This window comes from Planococcus sp. TJ-201 (assembly GCF_058268495.1).
This window is the reverse complement of sequence record NZ_JBZDOG010000012.1, coordinates 43,227-60,707: the sequence shown is the minus strand read 5'-3', so window position 1 is coordinate 60,707 and position 17,481 is coordinate 43,227. Positions and strand designations below refer to the sequence as shown.

Sequence of the window (17,481 nt, the reverse complement as noted above, 5' to 3'; positions counted from 1 at the left end):
AATCGTATAGGCTGCGTGTGGCTGCGCAAAGTCAAAGTGAAAAAATGATATCCGCGAGTTAATGGCACCAGAATACCTTTTTTTAAAAAGCTGGCTTTGGGGGTTTTTGAAGAATAAAGAATAAAAAGTTTTAAAAAGCTAAAATGTATATAATATTAATTTAAATGTATACTTAATGTTACATAATGAAGCTGTGTTACATTGAAAACATTGTTATATCAACGTTCATAACGCTTCATGTAACACCAAACGTTTATGCACTCGCTAACCTGCGCCATATCAACGTTCTTAAATCGCCACGATCAGCGTTTCATGTATAGAATCGTGCATATAACGCAGGCTTATCGAGTGGTTTACGTTGTATTCAGCGGTAATTGCTGGCGACTGCCGAAGCGTTTGACCCCGCACGCCCCCCAGCCCCTCCACCGGATGTATTGCCGTGCTATCGTATGCTCACACGGAAGCTATCGGCATGACTGCGGTAGAGTTCCTACTATATAATAGGCGTCTTATTCGTCGCCCTTCCGCAATGCGGCTATCTGCGCTCTGATTGCGTCCATGTCCACGCTGTCACCTTTCGACTCCACTTCGACTTTATCCGTCAATGCGCCGATAGATTGTAAGTATGTGCGGAACATAGCAGCGTTGCCATCTTCGATAATATGTCGAGGTATCGACGCCATGATATCGGGCAGGTAATCCTTAGCGTTTGCGATAGTACGCTTGACCACTGCGTCATTGAAACGGTCTTCACTGCGCCATGTGCGTAATGAGCGATCACTGACGCCAACCTTAGCGGCGATCTCTTCGTATGTTAAGCCGCCTCGTTGTGGCAGCGCTAGGTATTCGATTGCTGCGATCTGTAACTCCGTTAGCCTCTTCGCCATTATTGCGTTCCTCCTTTCGTATTTTTATCCGTAACTACCGCTATTACCCCACGATTCTCTATCGTAATCGCGTCCTTTAGCGTAAGCCTGCGAAATATAGCCGACTATTCGTACCGCTTCGGCGTCCTCTCTATCGAGTATCTTCGTGGCAGTAGCGTGTGAAAATCCGTACTTATCTACGAGCTTCTGAAACAACGCTTCTTTAGCGTCCACATCTCCGCAGCCCCTTCCGTTTATCTCTCCGTAATACTAGCGCATAGCCGGCGCCTGTGCTTGCGTTTATTAGCGTATTACTAAGTTCAAGTAATGCCTGTGCTAACGCCCAGGAACAACGTTAACTAAAGCACCTGACGCACGGTTTTAAGTGCGGCAGCGTACTTAAATAAAACGCCTAACAAACGTCAGTGAAGCGTTTATAATGACGAATGTTGGCTACGCTATTGCTCAACGGGCATCTACCGTAACAAAGACTAAGAAATAATTTCACGCCTAAAACTCCGAAAACCCACGTGGCTGTAAGCGCGAAGGCACTTTTAGGCACTCCGAATAAGGTCACACTTTTGGACGATTACTCCGAATAAGGTCACACTTTCGGTCGGCCTGCTACGTTGAACATCTGCAATAGCGTCTCATCTGGCGTCGTATCTTGACGATAAAACACGCTAGGATTCATCGTATAACGTTCCGGCTCCATGCCGACTCGAATACGTGCGACCACGAATACTCCATCGAATGTCATTTTCGGCAGCCTGCGACCCAACGTTTCTGGCGCAACGCCAATCGCTTCGGCGAGCTGCTTACGATTAAGCCAGCGTACTTTCAGCGGATCACGTTCGAATGGATTGTCGCACAGCGCGTTTGTACTCATGTGAACATACGGCAACATGCGGTAAATTAGACCGATGTCGACCGCCTTAACTTCGCGGTATACCCGTTTGATTTTCGCCGTGTACGTTTTGACCGCAAATGCGTTATTTAGCGACCCTTTAAAGTGGTAACGCTTATTGACCGTATATTCACCGTCAGCGTGCGTTAAGATACCGTTGTCCAGACAAGCGGCCATAAAGTCGTAAAATGTCGACTCTTTGCCGCCAGTTAACTGCAACACCCTGCGCATGTCAGCCGTAGTCATGGCCGTCTTTTTAGCGTCTACAATGACGCCAGTATTGTAATCAACGTAGCATTGAAGCAGCATTAAATAGCCGCATTGTGCCGTGGTGAGTACGTTGTAGACTTCGTGTAGGTGTCGCATGTCGGCGTTCGTAAAGTCGACCGCGCGTCCTTCGCGTGCTTGCTTCGCCTTTAGTTGCCGAAAGCCAGCCGTCTGCGCTTGCTTCGACTGCATATCGCGTATTTCGCCGGTTGCTTTGTTTATATACGCCCATTCGCCGTTAGTCATAATAGAGATCCTTTAGAAGCGTTTAGTTTAACGGCTAACTTTCGTGCCAGTTCGTCCATATCAGCGTCAACTGGTGCGCTAAATACGACGTTATAAACGGTATTAGTACGGCTCACTGACTCTAACTCACGTAAGGCTTTCGTAGCTTCCTTCGCTTCTCGTTGTAACGCCTTCAGCCCCGTAAGTGCTTCCGATACGTCTACGTTTACTCTTGCCGTTAATTCGCGCGCGTTGTTTGCCGCCATGTTATCGACTCCTTTTCGTTTTTATGTAAAAACCGCAGCCCACTGAAGGTAACTGCGGTATTCTCCGTTGTGATGGGCGCGGACTCACTAAACGTAAGCCACGCCATAGTATTAAGCCGGTTTTTAATGAGACCGTAAACTCGCATTAAGTCGGTCGGCGCTTTATTTAACGACGATAGCCTGCGTCGACATATTGGCTTTTTACCGCCGTTAACGTCTGGCATGCTTGGACGGCATATTATCGTTTTACGTCGGATATGCTTAGACGCATCTTATAATGTACGACTGGCGTTAACCTTTCGCACACCAACGGTCGAGCCGTCGTTTCTATTAAGTCTTATACGGCTAACTCTACCGGTATATTTATCGGTTACAGGCGAAGTTATCTCCGCTAGTTAAGGTAGTAAGAAGCGCGCCTTGCCGTGTGGTTAACGGAGTTTGCGCGCGATGGTAGACTTTGTAACGTTTCCTCCCCTATATAGCAGACTAAATGGGTAAAATGTGCCTACTTATTTAAACTTTTCGTCATATATTTGCGTAATCTCTCGATCCCAGCCGTTAAGTGTCGAGTTGTGACGACCCGACCTACGCCCATTACCTTCGCGGCAGCTTCCTGCGTCATATTTCCGAAGTACACAAGGTCAATCGCCTGCCGTTGTCGGTCGGTCAGTCCTGCGTTATCAAGCGCTTCGTACAAATGGTCGTATTGTCCAATCGCCTCAATCGCAGGATTAGACGGCTCTAGCACGCGGGATCGAGAAACTTTCGGTGTTCCGTCGTTGTCTGTGTAGGCAGTCTTGCGAGAACCTGTCGATGTAGACGCGTCATACTGTAGACTACCGACCAGCACCTCGTCTGCCTGGCGGCTTTCGGCTTGCCTTTCGCTCATAATCGGATATTCGACGATGTTCATTTTGTCCGGGTGCGACCACTTCAGCTCTTCGTAAATAACGAGGTCGCCAGCGCGGTCTAGTAAGGAGTTATTGCGGAGGGTGATTAGTGGGTTGCGCATATTGGAGTAGTGATCGTCTTGTGCGATTGCGTATTCAATCGTCGCCTTGTCGAGCGCGGGATTGCGGGCGACTAACGGCAGCATGCCTCGCCTCACCTTACCGCCTATTACTTTTATATCCTGCGACAATTTTACGTTATAGTTATCTGCCATTCGTATGTTCCTCCGTTTCAATGTCGCCTTTATACTGGCATTCGGTTAGCGCGTGGTAGGCTTGCAAAACGGCTTTTGCTTGGCTGTTTTGTTGTAACGTTGCTTTTGCGTTGCTCATTCGGTCGCCTCCTTATAATTTCGTTGCTATTGCGTCTGCCCTGCGATATACTATGCGTAAACACTATCGGAGGTAATTACGCTATGTCTCATAAAATATCGCTACAACCCGTTACGTCAGCCGACTTACGACGCGGCAACAACGGCACACTCAGCGTCACACTCGATCGCTTTGGCCGCTTGCGCCTTGGTAGCGCCGTTACGCAGCTACTCGGCATGTACGGCACGACCGGCAAGCTCTACGTTAGCGTCGATCCGGCGCAGCGCATTATTGCCTTGCGCAAGTACGACGAAGTTACGATGGTTGCCGGCGGCGCGCGCGTGTTCAGCGTCGACAAACGCGGTTATATTAGCGCGCGCTGGCTGTACGACAAGCTTGCGGTGCGGCAGCCAGACGGCCCACACCGGTTTATGACGATCGGCGAAGTCGATGCTAACGGCGTGCGCTGGCACGCGTTTAAGCTTGAGATTGTTACGCCTAACTAACGTAGACCCACCTTGTGTAACTCATAATTCCGGGTAAGTATAAATCGTTTTTTAATCACATCAATGTCACCGATCATTTCAACTACATGTCCGTACAAGTCGTCAATATTTCCGTCATTCGTAAGTACGTGAGCAACTGCGAAGCCGTCCGTATGTTGTTCCGTCTCATGATGCAGGTCTTTTAGTACAAAATCATCCTCTGCTAACATGGCGCGATCAATACGGTACTCTCTAGGCGCTTCTACTCTCACTATTACGAAATCCCGCTTCAAGCACCAAATATATTCGTTTTGTTGCCGTAAGTCGGTGACGATAACATCGTTGCCTAACTCAGGTAATTTAGCGGATAATTTTTTAACCCATATCTCGGAGTCTATTGCACGCATAAGCTGCCCATATTCTTGGTACTTAGCGCGCGGCTTAGGTTCCGATTTTATGTCGGTAAAAGTGTCATGAAATGACTGTTTTAAAGAGTCTCCGAACGCCACTCGTTTAGCGCCTGTTATGTCGGTGATTAAATTAGCTACAGTATCCTTACCTGACCGCATCTGTCCCGTAAGTGCTATACGCATTACTCCCCATCCTCCCCGCTGAATACTACGTAAGACATACCGTTATCTTCGCGGCCAATAATCGTGTAGAAATTTCCTTCACGTCCCCCGAACAGTGTTAGCTTCTTCCCGACAAGATCGTATGGTCGAAACTCGGCATTTTTTACGTTGTCGGCGAGTTTATTGCGGTCATGCAGCTCGATTTGCTCGCGTCCTGCTTCGGCAAAAATCTCTGCCTTTTCTTCCGCAGACTTACGCAACCAAGACGGTTTATATCCGCCTCCGTGCTTATACTCGCGCACAACTTCGAACTCCTCGGCGTACAGCTCGACGTACTTTCCTTCGGTGCTGACGCCTTGTATCATTCTATTACCTTGCCATACCTCGGTAACTTCGAATGTATCTCCATTTTCGTACCCGCGCTTATCTAAGTCCTTGGCGGCTATAATCCGCACAGTGTCGCCCGGCTTTGCGTCGGTTAGCTTCGGCATGGTTGCGGTGGTTGGCTTATTGGCGTCAGCCAACGATTCTAGTACGGCGAATTCGTGGCCGTAAAGGAATCCGGCTCTGATTCCGTCGGCGCCCTCCCCGACAAGACGGTATTGTTTGTAGTTAATCGCTTCGACTTCGTGGACTTCTCCTGCCGTATATTGATCCGGGGCCATGCTATTCGTAACGACTACCTTATCGCCAACACGCGCCTCACGCTCAACCTTGCGATACTTAACGCCTTCATGCTCGATTACCTCGTCAAACTTCGTCATTTTACCGCCTCCGATTCGTTTAGTAGTTCGTTACGCAAAGAACGTTTCTGTCCACGGTTCGACCGCCACCACTTCGTCTTTCAGGCGTTCAGCTAACGCAGCAATTTCGCCCTGCGCGCCGTTGCCCGCCTTGCGTTTAGCGTAGAAGTCGAGCAGGCTGCGCAGGTTGGCCGTCATAACTAAGTTACACGCGGCTGCTTGCGGTAGGACTGCGCGGGCATCTTCAGCGGGTACGCCTGCTTTGCGTAGATCGTCGTACGCCGACTGCGCGTCTTGCATGGCTTTTTCGAATAACTCATCCGCAGTTCTATCGACGAGCTTACGATCTTCGTCCCATTGATTACGACTAACATCCGCCACTTTTTCAGGCGTCACATAATCGAAGCCGCCCGACCGATCATCGCTGCCGAACCGCACATAGCGCTGGCTCTGAACGCTGAAGCTAAACCCGACGCGGTGACGTGTGAGCTGCGCCAGTAGCGCCCGGCTGACGCCTTCAATTGCGAAGGTAAACGTCAAATGTTCAACGGTGCTCAAATGCTTCGACGCGACAATTTGACGTATGAGGCGATCGGCTTCCGTACCTGCAGCGCCGTCAGTCGCTTTGTTGCCGAAGTATTTAGCGCCTTCCTTGGCGACTATTTCCGACGGCTTGTTGGCGCTATAGCACGTTCTAATAGCGCTAAGTGCGACAGCCTGGCCGTCGGTAAATTCGTGGTCTGCGTGCTGCTGATACGTATATTCGAAATACTTTTCGCTTAATTGCGTGTGTGCCATTAGAGTTACGTTCATTTAGCGCCCTCCTTCCGAATAGTCGTTCCGATAAACACCAGCGGCAGTAACGCCCATAGGCTTTCTGTTGCGTAGACGGCTACGGCTGTCATTGCGCATAAGACCGTGTTGTGAACGGCGAGAAACGTGTAGGCGTTCATTGGCGCACCCCTGATGAGCCGAAGCCGTTAGCGCCGCGTGTGGTGGCGTTGGCGAAGTCGGAAACCTCTACGGCTACGAATGCGGGCAGTTGCGTTACTACGAGTTGCGCTAGTTTGTCGCCTTTATAGATAACGTAATCACCCTCGCCACCGCCTTTTACAGTGAACGCTGCCTGCCGATTGCTACCGCGCGAAACATTGTCCGTAATAATTCCGAGTTCGCCGGTGAACCCGTTGTCGACCGTGCCGAGCTGAACGCGTAGTTTCGTCTTCGCCGTAATGCCACTGCGTGGGCGTATCTGCGCCTCATAGCCGGACGGTAATTCGACGGCAATGCCGGTTTTGACGATTGCAGATGCGCCTGGTACCAGCACGACGTCCTCGGCTGCGTAGATGTCAAAGCCGCTGTCTGACGCATGGGCTTTCGTAGGCATTACCGCGTCCGGCGTCAGGCGTTTGATCCGTAAGGGCTTTACGTCCGCTGCGGGGCGTCGAGTCGGGCTAGTTGCGCCTAGCTGGCGGCGTTCTTCGTACTCATGCGATTCGTGATTCGTCATATTGCGTCAGCCTCCTTTGTAGTTACCACGCGAGCTTGTCGGCGTGCTGCGATATCTTACCGCGGAAATTCGTGTGCAACTCGCAAACCTTAGCGAAGTCTGTTCCGGCGTAATGATGCAGGTACGGTTCGAAGCCGCTTTTCTTCGGGTCGTCTAAGTCCGACTGTCCGGTGTGGCCGATCATGATAATGGTCACCGAGTCGTGACAGCGGGTCAAAACCTTTTTCAGTTCGCCGCGCGTTAAGTTCTGCGACTCATCGATAATCAGCGTGCAATTCTTCAGGTTGATACCGCGCATAAATACGTGGCTGTGCGGGTGTACCCACGCCTTCGCGTTCATAAAGTCCGGGTTGTCTTCGCTGTGTATCGCAAAGCGCGGATCTTCCTTGATTTCGCGCAATGCGTCCAGCAGCGGCACAATGTACTTCGACTCCTTCGCAGCCACGTCGCCTGGCGTAAAGCCGAGCTTGTCCTCTTCGACAGGTGCGAACGTATAGTACAGCGGCTTGTTGAGCAGTCGGGCGCAAGCGACGGCGAGCGTCGTCTTACCGGTGCCTGCCTTCGCGTTTACAATCGTCACCTTGTTATCGAAAATCGAATCGACGTACTCGCGCTGTTCGGCCGTCAACTTCGGTTCATAGCCGAATAGCAAGTTGTTCTTCGGAAGTCCCATCGTCGCTCACTCCTTCGTTTTTATGACGCTTACAATACTATCTAGCCGCGAAAGTCGTTTTTGGGGAATTACAACCCGCATTTAAGTTGCGCCCCGCAGTTATTGCACGTATTGCAGCCGCCAGCGTCAATGATTTCGCCAATCGTACAAATCGGGCACGTTTCGCCAACCTCGCTGCCTACCGTCACGTCCGTCGACCGTAGCTCGTTGATCGTGTCAACCGCAATAACCTTCGTCTGGGTTGGCGCTTCTGTCTGCGTGTTTTCTTCGGCCGACAGCGTTAACACCTGCGTATCGCGCGACCCGTCGACGTAAACTGTGCCGCCTTTTGCGCCGCCTTTGTACAGACGCTCGTAAACGCCCTGCACTTGCTTAACGCTGTAACCTTTCGGCGCATTTACCGTTTTAGATAGCGATGAGTCAACCCAACGCTGGATAATGTTCTGTACGTCGACGTGCTGTTCAGGCGCTAAGTCCATCGCAGGCACGAACCAGTCGGGCAGGTTAGCGGCGTCGGCGCCGGGATTAGCGTCAAGGTATTCCTGCACGATTTCCGCGTTGACTTCCATAAACTTGCCAAGGCGCCCGCTGCGGAAATACTTAAACGCAAAGTACGGTTCGAGGCCGGTCGATACGCCGACCATTGAGCCGGTGCTGCCCGTTGGCGCGACCGTCAGCAGATGCGAGTTGCGGATACCGTATAAGACGGTATCCTCTACGATGTCATTAGGCATATTCTTCATATAACCGCTGTTTACGAATTTAATGCGGCCTTTCATGTCGACTTCCTCATCTAAGAACGGAAATGATCCTTTTTCTTTCGCCAGCTCAATCGACGCGCGGTAGGCAGCCGTAGCCATTGCTTCGAATACAGCGTCAACTAGCGCATTACCTTCGGGCGAACCGTATTTAAGTTCAGCGTAAATGAGCATGTCGTGCAAGCCCATGACGCCCATTCCGAGGCGACGTTCGCCTAGCGCTTGCTTTTCGTTGGCTTCGAGGAAATATGGCGTCGAGTCGATTACGTTGTCCATGAAGCGTGTGCCGACCGTTACTGTGCGTTGTAGCTTCGCAAAGTCGACTTTCTTCGTCTGCTTGTCGACCATGTTCGCTAGGTTAACGGCTGCCAAGTTGCATACGCTGTATGGTGCTAAGGGTTGTTCTCCACCATTTGTGTTACGACGATACCGATTCCGTACCGCCTCTTACGGTCTCCCGCAAGATCAGACTATATCATCAGTCAGCGACGACTAAATTACGCCCATTTATACCCTAAATCGTGATTTATCTGCGCCGGACAATCCGGTAGTATTGCAAAGAAATCGTTTAACATGCGTCTAGGTATGCGTAATCTTCTGCGGTTCCAGTCTATTTGTAAGGGAATACCGAAGTCACGTTCGAAGCAGTCGCGTAGAAATACGATTTCTTCATCTGTGTATCTATCAGTACAAAACTGCACCCGTTGTGGAACGCCTTTTAAGTGGACTAAATACCCGTCGCCGATGTACCATTGCAGTAGACTGATTGGAGTCAGTTTTAAGTCTTTTGGTACGATCTTGAAATGAGTGCCATCATCTCTTGTTTCGTACCGTCTGCTTTCTAAATCGGCGAACGTCTTGTAGAACTTCGAGTACACCGTCGAAGCTGCTGTCGAGCCAGGAAATGCGCCCTGCTTATCCCGCAACTTAACCATATGATCGACGTCCTCTTGCGCAAGTAACTCCGCTACATAATGAGCGTGCGAAGCGTATTTATTAGTCACAATAAATTGGCTTGAGTGTTTGCTTTTATTACGGTTAGATAAATAACCGTCCCCTAACATAAACCCTTCAAAACTTTGCATAAATTCGTCAGATAAGTTGCGTTCTTTGAAGAACTCCCTCATATCAAACATCCCCTTTTCGATGGTTTGTCTGACGTAATTTAGCTCGCTGACTGCCTCCCGTTTCGAGCGCTCTTGCGCCCTACTCTACTCGCTTCCGCATTTCTGCGTGCTTTCGATAGTCGTTGAACGTTCCGCTTTCGCGGCTTCGCTGCTGATTACCCTCGGCTTTACGTTAGGGCGTTCCAGCAATTAAAGAGGTTTTACATCCGCCTGTCGGTTGGCCCTTAACGGATTAGTTGCGACGACTTTCTGACCGTATGCCACGGCGTTCGTTGCGTCGTTGGCGTTGTCTAAGAAGAAGATGCCCGGCTCAGCGCTGTATGTTGCGCAAATATTAACGAGGTTCCATAACTCGCGCGCCTTGATCGTGCGGTACGTTTTGATTGCGAACCCTTTCGCCGCCCAGTCGCGCACATCACCGCTTGCCTGCCAGTTATCGTCGTACAGCGCCATGTCGTACTCGCTGTAGTTTTCAACGTCAGGAAAGCGTAGTTCGTAGTCGGCGTCGGCTTCAACTGCAGCCATAAATTCACGTGTGATAGCTACGCTAATGTTGGCGCCGGTTAGGAAGTCCGGTTCGTGGACGCTGTAACGCCCACCATCGTCAAGGATGTCTTGCGCATAGAATTGCGCGTCGTCGTCGAGAATGTGGTCGGCTACGTATTGCAGCGACTTCAGCTCATTCTCCGCCAGCGGCGTAAACTTCAGCTTTTCTTGCGCTAGTTTGCGAATTTGCTCATCTTCCGTAGTCTCGATAATAAAGCGCAATATACGCGGGTTCTGCATCTTCGACAGAATAAACTCGACTATATCCGGATGCCAGTCCGCCATCATAATCATTTGCGCGCCTCTACGGCTGCCACCTTGCTCGACGAGGTGCGTAAGCTGCGCAATATCGTTCAGCCACGAAACCGATCCGCTGGACTTACCGTTGACGCCGCGTGCTAACGTATTACGAGGGCGCAATGTTGAGCCGTTTGTGCCAACACCACCACCACGCGACATGATCTCCATGACTTCATTGCGGTGCTGACCGATGCCCTCGCGCGAGTCCGCCGGGTAAGGCATTACAAAACAGTTACCAGTCAAGATACCGGATCCAATTACGAAGCTGCGCGTTTCTGGTTCTTGCGCACAGTAGACCGGCTCGACGATGTTCAGCGCTTTAACGCTAATTACTTTGAGTGACGTTGTTTTAATGGAATCCGCAGAGTTGTCGAAGTTATCTCGGTGGGCTTTACGTAAGAAGTTTTCGCTGCTTGCCGAACGCTTCGCAAGCTGGACTTTGTAACAAGGGGCGTAGCTACCGTCGTATGGGCTTAGTTTGCGCGACATTTTGACGGAGGTGTATAGGAAGTTTGTTCGGTGGAGATTAGCGATAATATAATTAATCGCTTCTAAATCGCTGCTGTGAAATCCGAATGAACCGCGATTATCGACATAGCCGTCAGTTGCGATCAACCCTTCGATGAATCCCTGCCAGTATGATTCGTCTTCCGTCGTTGGAAGCGCCTTGTACTTAGCGTCTAATTTATAAATACCGACATAATCGCTGTTATAGTGCTCTGTGATATGAGCGCCATCGAAGTAACTAGTTAATGCGGTTTTTTCTCCGAATAATTTGACGTTAGCGTATCCATGCTGTAGCGTTCCGTCGCCGTAAACGATACCGTGTCGAATACCTTCGAATAACGTCATTGTCTTGAAGTTCTTACTTTTCTTAACGAGTGGCACGCGCTTACCTTCTAGGTTTAACGTCGTTGTCTTCGCCAGGCCGTTACTTGCAGTGTAGAACCATTCGTGGCTGGCTGTCGTACGAACCTTCTCGCCATTAGCGAATGTTACTTCGAATAACTCCTGCTCGCCGAATTGGCTGAACGTAGCTGTGCGGTAAATACCGTCTTTAGATAATACGGAAACTTCGCCGTCAAGTTCGTCGATACGCTTCGATCCGTCGCGCGTCTGCACGATTGTTTCTCCGCTAAAGCAGTTAAAGAACGTCACGTCGGTGTCACTTCCTGCGCCGTATAACACGCGGCCAGCCGGTACGAAGTTCAGCGACGACAACTCTTCGTAGAACTCGCGCTCGGCTTTCGTCCGTGCTGATCGCGTTAGCTCCGCCTTGGCGATTCCTTTAGCGTTTCGCAACGCAATCTGTTCGTAGTAAAGTTCAAGCGGCTTGTCGACGACGCTAATATCAGCAATCAGCACTCCGTATTCATCGCCGTATCCTGCGTATGCCTCTTCGAGCTGCACGGTAATCGTACGCCCGTCAATCGCGGCTACTGCGCCAATGCCACGCGCAGGAAACTTCGGATCAGTTTTAACGGTCAGCACAACGGTGTCGCCGACTTTTAGAGTGGACTTTTTAACGTCTTTAAACGAGTAGCGGTCGAGCATAATAAGGCGCGAAACGCCGGCGAAGGTTGTTTTCATAGTGGGTTCAATCGGGTGGACTTGCGGAAACTGGCGGATATCCTCGTTTAATGCGGTGTGTATGTTTGTCAAATTATCGCTCTCCCTTTTCGGTTAATGTACGCAATTCCTGCGCCTGGTCGTTCAGTACCGCCAACTGTGTTTTTAGTGCCGCACGCCTTTCGTCGACGCGGACTAAGTCGTAGCGCAGTTCGGCCTTGCGTTCTTCGACGTATGCGAGCGCTTGTGCAGGCGTCAACCCCATCGGCGTTCTGCCACGATGTAACTTGCGAAGCCAACGAGTATATAGACGAGGTACTGGTCGCTGCTTAGCGTCGTGAATGCGCCAGCCAGCGCGGCTATTGCGTGTAGCACTACTACGATGGCGAACGCTAGTAAGTACGTTTTCATAGGTAGCCAACGGCTTTCCCTACGATGAATATCGTCGCAGATGCGATTAACGGAATTAGTATGATGCGCGAAATCCGTCTGCTGATAAGCTCGTCCGTTTGTTCCTCGGTAATTAACGCGGGATTCGGCAAGGCTACTGCGCGTAATGTCATAAGCACCCAAGCGCCACCGTATCCGATACTAGCGGTGCCGAACATGCCGACTACCAACGTATTCCATGCGAACATTATTACGAAAGGTGTTACCGCAAATAGTGCGGCGATTGATAAGAATAACTCGACCCTTGATAGTTCTGCAACGTTTTCCTTACTCGATACTCTACTCATTGCAACGCCTCCAATTTACGCTGTAGTTGCGCGATCTGCCGTTCGATGTCGCGGCGCTCGGCTTGCACGTTGCTGGCGGCTTCTAATTGCTGTAGTGCGGCAAATCCATCGGCGTCGGTCGATACCTCAACGTTGTAAGCACTTTCGTATTGCGACGATGTGATGCTAAACGCGCCAATTCGTACGATGCCGGCCGGCAGTGGTTGCGCATGTTCTTCGGTCACTAATTCGAAATGCTCTAACTCGTCGCCCTCAATCGTCATTATGTCTTGCACGTCGTCCACAAAACGAGCGCAACCATCATAATCCACATCAATAACGTCGTAGATTTTTCCTATAGTAGTGTCGTAGTAATCGCTAACACATCGAATCTTATCGCCTTTTTGCGGTATTGTTGTCAACATCATTTAATCACTCCTTCGTGTAGTAGATACGCAAGCGCTCCGGCTGCAGCATCCGATTGGTCGTCCGTTTCAAACTCGCCTTCGTAACCGGTCAGGCGTCGTACAGCCGCAGCCACTTCGTCTTTATCGGCAGCGCCGCGCCCTTTGCCGCATACTAGCAGCTTGATTTTCGATGGCGTCGGCCCTAACGTTGCTCGCTTGCCAGGCTCGCGCCACATATCGAATTTAAGACCGAACTTCTCGGCGGCTCGCTGCGTGCCCGACCATGCGGCGAATACTGGATAGTTCTGCGTTGAGGTGCGGCCGTTAAAATCCTCACGCAGTACCGACGTAAAACCTCTCGAAATATGCTCGGCGATGAACAGCGTAGCCCACGCTTCGACGATTTCCGTACGCAAGCCGTGTTCGAGCTTGGCGTTGGGCTTAATATGCGACATGGCGACGATGCGCGGCTTGCCGTTTTTAACTTCGACTATCGCAACTCCTGGCGACGATAGCGACGTATCGAAGAAGAGAACGCGCGTCATTGTGCCGCCTCCCTAGTTTCGCGAATCCACTCGTAAGCATCAAACACCGACTGCTTTTGCCATTCCGGCAGCCCCGACTTCATGTAGCGTTTTGTCTGCGTCTTCAAGTCGTCAAGCTCGGCGTCGGTCAGCGACTCGGCACACGCCGTTTTGAAGTTGTTGAAGCCGAACTTCGCAATGTCCAGCGGCGGCGGCGTCTTAGCTGCGACAGCCTTAGTAATGGCGGCGAACTTATCTAGTAGCGCCAACTGCATGCCGGAGGTAATGTCGACGCCGAACACGCGGAAGTCAGGAGTCTTTTCGAAGTCGTCTTGCGACATGTTCCACGCCTTTTTGCTGGCGTTGACGTAGACGATCAGAAATGCGTCGAGGTCGTACATCAGCGAGTACGCGGTGACTTGTTTAACGTGGTCTTCCTTCGGCTCGCGCATCGAGTAGAGCGACGTTTGAGCTGCGGTGGTTTGTTTCGATTTCACTTCGAGGCCAATGCGCCTAACTTCGCCGTCGTCCGTAATGTATTCGAGAATGCCGTCGGTTGTGCCGAGCAGCGAAAACTTGACGTCGTCATACTCGACGAAACGCTGCGTGAATACGAAATCTTCAAACGCAAAGTCTCCGTTAGCTAGGCGCTCCATACGGAACTTAGCCGGCTTCTTAGTGAATCGCGGATAGTGTTTTTCGGCGAGCAATACCTCCCGTTGGAACCAATCACCGAGCGCCGTTCCCTGACCCGTCCAGCGGCGTCGCCACGGTAGGATCGCTTCGTCGTCTTTCTTAGCGCGCAATGCCTTAACGTAGAGTTCGCGGTCGCACTTGTTGGCGCCGGAAGGTGAGAAATAAGGCGCTGACCAGTCGAGGTCTCTCTTGGTGCGCTTAATGCGGGAATAACGTTCGTGTATATCGGCGTCGAGGTCGTCGTCATACGGTTCCTGAAACGTATGGAACTCGTTGAGGTAGTCGGTAAATTCCTGCGCTACTGCGGTAATGTCAATCGTCAATTATTCGTCCTCCTTCGCAGCTCGCACCGCATCTAGTATTTCCGTCGTCGACACCAAGCCGACCAGGCGGCCAACTTCGCGTCCATTGCGCTCAATCACGATCACCGGCACAGTCGTCAGTTTGTAGCGTTCAACCAGCGTAGGCTCATAAGCGATGTTATGCTCGGTTACTGCGACGCCCAGCGCCAGTAAATCCACCGCAATGCTTTCGAGGTAATTCGTCAGCACGGCGCAGGCCCGGCAGTTTGGGCGTGTGAGCTTGCGTAGGGTTACGGTGCTCATTTACGCAAGTCCTCTACTTTCGTTGGAATCTGCGCCGATACGTAGAAGAGTATCGCCCAGCCTAAGTGATTCGTTTGTTCCGCTAAAGTATCGGAAAAGAATGCCGCTTGAATTACAGAGATAATACCGAATACGTAAAGTAATATGTTTATAATAAGCGTTAAATTCGCCATCTATGTGTCCTCCTTCGAGTTGCGTTGCTTAAACCATTCGTCGACCGATACGCCGTTGCCCCACCGCGTCATAACCTCGATGTCCGTGCCGTTCTCCACTTCGCCAAACACGTACGAATCGAGCATGACGCGCTCAATCACCGCAATGTCTTCGCGAGTAAAGTCCTCCGGTATTTCGAAGATAATTTCGTCGTGCACAGTGGCCCATAAACACCAGCCGTCACGCTTAGCGCATTCTTCATGGCCGCGTATCATCGTCACTTTCGTCTGAATCGACGACGATCCTTGTATACGGGCATTTGTCGCCTGTCTAAGCGCACGGTTGATAGCCGAGTTGTGCTTGCGGTCAGCTTCATACGCCGGATCGTTATATTTGCCGTACGGAATTTGCTTGCGTTTCAGCTTAGCGTCGGGCAGGCGCCGCTTGCGGTATTGCTTATCCGCCCACACGAAGCCGTTCTTCGATACGAAGCGCTCATTGTCTTTGAGCCATGCGTTTAGCTGCGGCATACTTTCGAATAGTTCCGTTTGAAACTTCTTCGCCTCGTCCTTCGATATTCCGAGCATGTCCGCCAGCGAATAAATACTCATTCCGTATAACGTCGCAAGCCATACGACTTTCATGCCTTTACGTTCAACCGTGTCGCTGCCGTCTGGATTCTTGTTGACATCTTCGTACGGTCGCTTGTAATAGTTTGCCGCCATGTTTGCGTAAGGATCGCGGCCAGCTTTAAACGCGTCAATCAGCACCGACTCGCCCGACATATACGCAGCACAGCGAATTTCCTGCGCCTTGAAGTCGGCCCCGACGAGTACTTTACCCGGCGGCGCTACGAACATATTGCGCGCGTCGGCTGGCTGGTTCTGAACGTTGAACTGCTGATCGGTGCCGGACTCTTCGTCTTTGCCGCTACTGAAGCGCCCAGTTACCGTACCCATCGGATTGAACCGCGAGTGCCAGCGTTTGGTAGTGACGTTTTGCTTTCGTGGCAGCGAGTCGATGTACGTGCTCGATAGCTTCGTAATCGTTTTGTACTTAAGCAACTTGTCGATAATATCGAATTGCTTGCGCAGTGGTTTCAGCGTACGCTTGGCGTCCAAGTTTGCGAGGGGCTTGCCGATTGCTTTCGATAGTGCAGGACGTAACTGCTGCGGAGAATTGAGGTTAAATTCGGCGCCCGGCTCAACGAACGGCTTCAGCGCGTCCATTAGCTCGATATACAGGGCGTCGGACTGTGCCCGCAACTCATTGCCGTATTTAACCGCGAAATCCAAGTCGAGCACGTAGCCGTTTGCTTCCAAGTCGGCAATGACATTCAGCAGCGGCACTTCTACATCGCAATAATAACCATACATTTCGGGGAAATTTTCGAGGTGTCTGCGTTGAAACAAATACAATTCGTATGTGAGTTGCGTATCCTTCGCCGCATATACTAGCGCAATGTCAAGCGGCACTTCGGCAAACTTCGCGTTACTTCCGAATAGCTCGGAGAATGTGTCGGATTCTGCGCCCAGGTATTTTGGCGCTAGATCTTTCAATTTAAAAGAGCCGACATTGCCCGGCTTCTTTTCTGCCTCATTCTCGTTAAGCAAGTGCATCGCCGTCATGCCGTCCCACGCAAGACCGCCGAACGAAATACCGTGACGCCGAAACATGTGAATATCGAATACTGCGTTAAACATTACTTTGCGTATGTCAGCCGACTCAATTACAGGTCGCATTGCTTCTAGCGCCAGCTGAGCGTCAAGCACGCGCTCGTCTTCGGTTGGCGTGATCGGTACATAGTAGTGCTTGTCAGCGATTGGTAGCGTAAATGAAACGCCTACTATGACGTCTGTGTAAACGTCCAGGCCGGTCGTTTCCGTATCAACTGCGATCAATGGTTCGTTGTGTAGCTCGGCGACCATTTTCGCCAATGCCGTTTCATCGAGTACCAGCACGTAATTAGCCGGTGTGCCCGCAACCATCGCAGCCAGCTTCGATTCACGCTGCAACGACGCCAGCTCGCGGTACAACCGCAGCGCCTCCGCTTTACTAAATCGTTTACCTGCGCTTGCCGGCTCGCGTCCTAACTGACCGTCGGCCATCGCATTTCTGACCGCCAGCAACTTCGCCTGGTCAGCGTCGGCGTTCTTCATCGCTAAAATGCGCTGCCATGCTTCGTCGGTTGACTCAACGTGCGCCGTGCGCTTGGCGGCCGCAGCTTGCAAACGGTCGGTCTGCGCCGGCTTATCGCTGCTTGCGCCATTTAACGTTAGTTTGAGTTCCATCTTGTGCCGCCTC

21 protein-coding genes and 3 pseudogenes are annotated in these 17,481 nt (G+C 51.2%); 1 reads left to right on the top strand and 23 read right to left on the bottom strand.

The annotated features are described in order from the left end of the window. Nucleotides 1–509: 509 nt before the first annotated feature. The 5 genes from AC4EG4_RS18660 to AC4EG4_RS18640 all read right to left on the bottom strand — a co-directional run bounded on the left by AC4EG4_RS18660 (nucleotide 510) and on the right by AC4EG4_RS18640 (nucleotide 3,814). Entirely contained in the window at nucleotides 510–887 is a 378-nt protein-coding gene (locus tag AC4EG4_RS18660) for a phBC6A51 family helix-turn-helix protein (protein ID WP_490988677.1), read from the bottom strand. Nucleotides 888–1,470: 583 nt separating this feature from the next. After that, on the bottom strand, nucleotides 1,471–2,139 hold the full coding sequence (locus AC4EG4_RS18655) for a hypothetical protein (protein WP_490988676.1): 669 nt from the start codon (nucleotides 2,137–2,139) through the stop codon (nucleotides 1,471–1,473). Between the two features lie 143 nt (nucleotides 2,140–2,282). Further along, entirely contained in the window at nucleotides 2,283–2,531 is a 249-nt protein-coding gene (locus tag AC4EG4_RS18650; protein ID WP_490988675.1) for a hypothetical protein, read from the bottom strand. 505 nt (nucleotides 2,532–3,036) lie between these two features. Further along, entirely contained in the window at nucleotides 3,037–3,696 is a 660-nt protein-coding gene (locus AC4EG4_RS18645; protein WP_490988674.1) for a sigma factor-like helix-turn-helix DNA-binding protein, read from the bottom strand. Further along, the gene (locus AC4EG4_RS18640; RefSeq protein ID WP_490988673.1) at nucleotides 3,686–3,814 is read right to left on the bottom strand and encodes a hypothetical protein; all 129 of its coding nucleotides are present in this window, start codon (nucleotides 3,812–3,814) and stop codon (nucleotides 3,686–3,688) included. Before AC4EG4_RS18640 ends, AC4EG4_RS18645 begins: the two co-directional genes overlap by 11 nt. An 83-nt stretch (nucleotides 3,815–3,897) precedes the next feature. Between AC4EG4_RS18640 and AC4EG4_RS18635 the strand changes: the two genes are divergently transcribed. Beyond that, complete coding sequence (locus AC4EG4_RS18635; RefSeq protein WP_490988672.1) at nucleotides 3,898–4,299, top strand: hypothetical protein; 402 nt, start codon at nucleotides 3,898–3,900, stop codon at nucleotides 4,297–4,299. On the opposite strand, the gene AC4EG4_RS18630 is transcribed toward AC4EG4_RS18635, so the two are convergent. The 18 genes and pseudogenes from AC4EG4_RS18630 to AC4EG4_RS18545 all read right to left on the bottom strand — a co-directional run bounded on the left by AC4EG4_RS18630 (nucleotide 4,296) and on the right by AC4EG4_RS18545 (nucleotide 17,468). Next, the gene (locus AC4EG4_RS18630) at nucleotides 4,296–4,871 is read right to left on the bottom strand and encodes a nucleoside/nucleotide kinase family protein (protein ID WP_490988671.1); all 576 of its coding nucleotides are present in this window, start codon (nucleotides 4,869–4,871) and stop codon (nucleotides 4,296–4,298) included. The two genes, AC4EG4_RS18635 and AC4EG4_RS18630, sit on opposite strands and share 4 nt — an antisense overlap. Further along, the gene (locus tag AC4EG4_RS18625) at nucleotides 4,871–5,614 is read right to left on the bottom strand and encodes a hypothetical protein (RefSeq protein ID WP_490988670.1); all 744 of its coding nucleotides are present in this window, start codon (nucleotides 5,612–5,614) and stop codon (nucleotides 4,871–4,873) included. The genes AC4EG4_RS18630 and AC4EG4_RS18625 overlap by 1 nt, the downstream gene beginning before the upstream one ends. Nucleotides 5,615–5,644: 30 nt before the next feature. Continuing rightward, on the bottom strand, nucleotides 5,645–6,406 hold the full coding sequence (thyX, locus tag AC4EG4_RS18620) for an FAD-dependent thymidylate synthase (RefSeq protein WP_490988669.1): 762 nt from the start codon (nucleotides 6,404–6,406) through the stop codon (nucleotides 5,645–5,647). Next, nucleotides 6,403–6,546 carry a hypothetical protein gene (locus AC4EG4_RS18615; protein ID WP_490988668.1) on the bottom strand — a complete coding sequence of 48 codons (144 nt, stop codon included), beginning with the start codon at nucleotides 6,544–6,546 and terminating at the stop codon, nucleotides 6,403–6,405. Before AC4EG4_RS18615 ends, thyX begins: the two co-directional genes overlap by 4 nt. Continuing rightward, nucleotides 6,543–7,103 (bottom strand): dUTP diphosphatase, encoded by a 561-nt coding sequence (dut, locus tag AC4EG4_RS18610; protein WP_490988667.1) that lies wholly within the window; start codon nucleotides 7,101–7,103, stop codon nucleotides 6,543–6,545. The genes AC4EG4_RS18615 and dut overlap by 4 nt, the downstream gene beginning before the upstream one ends. 22 nt (nucleotides 7,104–7,125) lie before the next feature. Continuing rightward, a complete protein-coding gene (locus AC4EG4_RS18605; RefSeq protein ID WP_490988666.1) occupies nucleotides 7,126–7,776 on the bottom strand; it encodes a PhoH family protein in 651 nt (216 codons plus the stop codon). A gap of 68 nt (nucleotides 7,777–7,844) precedes the next feature. Continuing rightward, nucleotides 7,845–8,942 (bottom strand): annotated as a pseudogene (locus AC4EG4_RS18600) (ribonucleotide reductase barrel domain-containing protein); the annotation flags it as partial. An 89-nt stretch (nucleotides 8,943–9,031) separates the two neighbouring features. Continuing rightward, a complete protein-coding gene (locus AC4EG4_RS18595) occupies nucleotides 9,032–9,661 on the bottom strand; it encodes a hypothetical protein (RefSeq protein ID WP_490988665.1) in 630 nt (209 codons plus the stop codon). Between the two features lie 228 nt (nucleotides 9,662–9,889). Then, nucleotides 9,890–10,741 (bottom strand): annotated as a pseudogene (locus tag AC4EG4_RS18590) (ribonucleotide reductase barrel domain-containing protein); the annotation flags it as partial. Between the two features lie 990 nt (nucleotides 10,742–11,731). Next, nucleotides 11,732–12,061, bottom strand: a pseudogene (locus AC4EG4_RS18585) (vitamin B12-dependent ribonucleotide reductase); the annotation flags it as partial. 109 nt (nucleotides 12,062–12,170) lie between these two features. Next, on the bottom strand, nucleotides 12,171–12,341 hold the full coding sequence (locus AC4EG4_RS18580) for a hypothetical protein (RefSeq protein ID WP_490988664.1): 171 nt from the start codon (nucleotides 12,339–12,341) through the stop codon (nucleotides 12,171–12,173). 142 nt (nucleotides 12,342–12,483) lie between these two features. Continuing rightward, entirely contained in the window at nucleotides 12,484–12,645 is a 162-nt protein-coding gene (locus AC4EG4_RS18575; RefSeq protein WP_490988663.1) for a hypothetical protein, read from the bottom strand. Nucleotides 12,646–12,809: 164 nt separating this feature from the next. Next, entirely contained in the window at nucleotides 12,810–13,220 is a 411-nt protein-coding gene (locus AC4EG4_RS18570) for a hypothetical protein (protein WP_490988662.1), read from the bottom strand. Then, nucleotides 13,217–13,744, bottom strand: coding sequence for a hypothetical protein (locus AC4EG4_RS18565; RefSeq protein ID WP_490988661.1), 528 nt, complete (start codon nucleotides 13,742–13,744; stop codon nucleotides 13,217–13,219). The genes AC4EG4_RS18570 and AC4EG4_RS18565 overlap by 4 nt, the downstream gene beginning before the upstream one ends. After that, on the bottom strand, nucleotides 13,741–14,742 hold the full coding sequence (locus AC4EG4_RS18560; protein ID WP_490988660.1) for a hypothetical protein: 1,002 nt from the start codon (nucleotides 14,740–14,742) through the stop codon (nucleotides 13,741–13,743). Before AC4EG4_RS18560 ends, AC4EG4_RS18565 begins: the two co-directional genes overlap by 4 nt. Beyond that, nucleotides 14,743–15,024 carry a thioredoxin family protein gene (locus AC4EG4_RS18555; RefSeq protein WP_490988659.1) on the bottom strand — a complete coding sequence of 94 codons (282 nt, stop codon included), beginning with the start codon at nucleotides 15,022–15,024 and terminating at the stop codon, nucleotides 14,743–14,745. It lies immediately after the preceding gene. Then, a complete protein-coding gene (locus AC4EG4_RS18550) occupies nucleotides 15,021–15,197 on the bottom strand; it encodes a hypothetical protein (RefSeq protein WP_490988658.1) in 177 nt (58 codons plus the stop codon). The genes AC4EG4_RS18555 and AC4EG4_RS18550 overlap by 4 nt, the downstream gene beginning before the upstream one ends. Then, nucleotides 15,198–17,468 (bottom strand): DNA polymerase, encoded by a 2,271-nt coding sequence (locus AC4EG4_RS18545; RefSeq protein WP_490988657.1) that lies wholly within the window; start codon nucleotides 17,466–17,468, stop codon nucleotides 15,198–15,200. Between the last annotated feature and the right edge of the window lie 13 nt (nucleotides 17,469–17,481).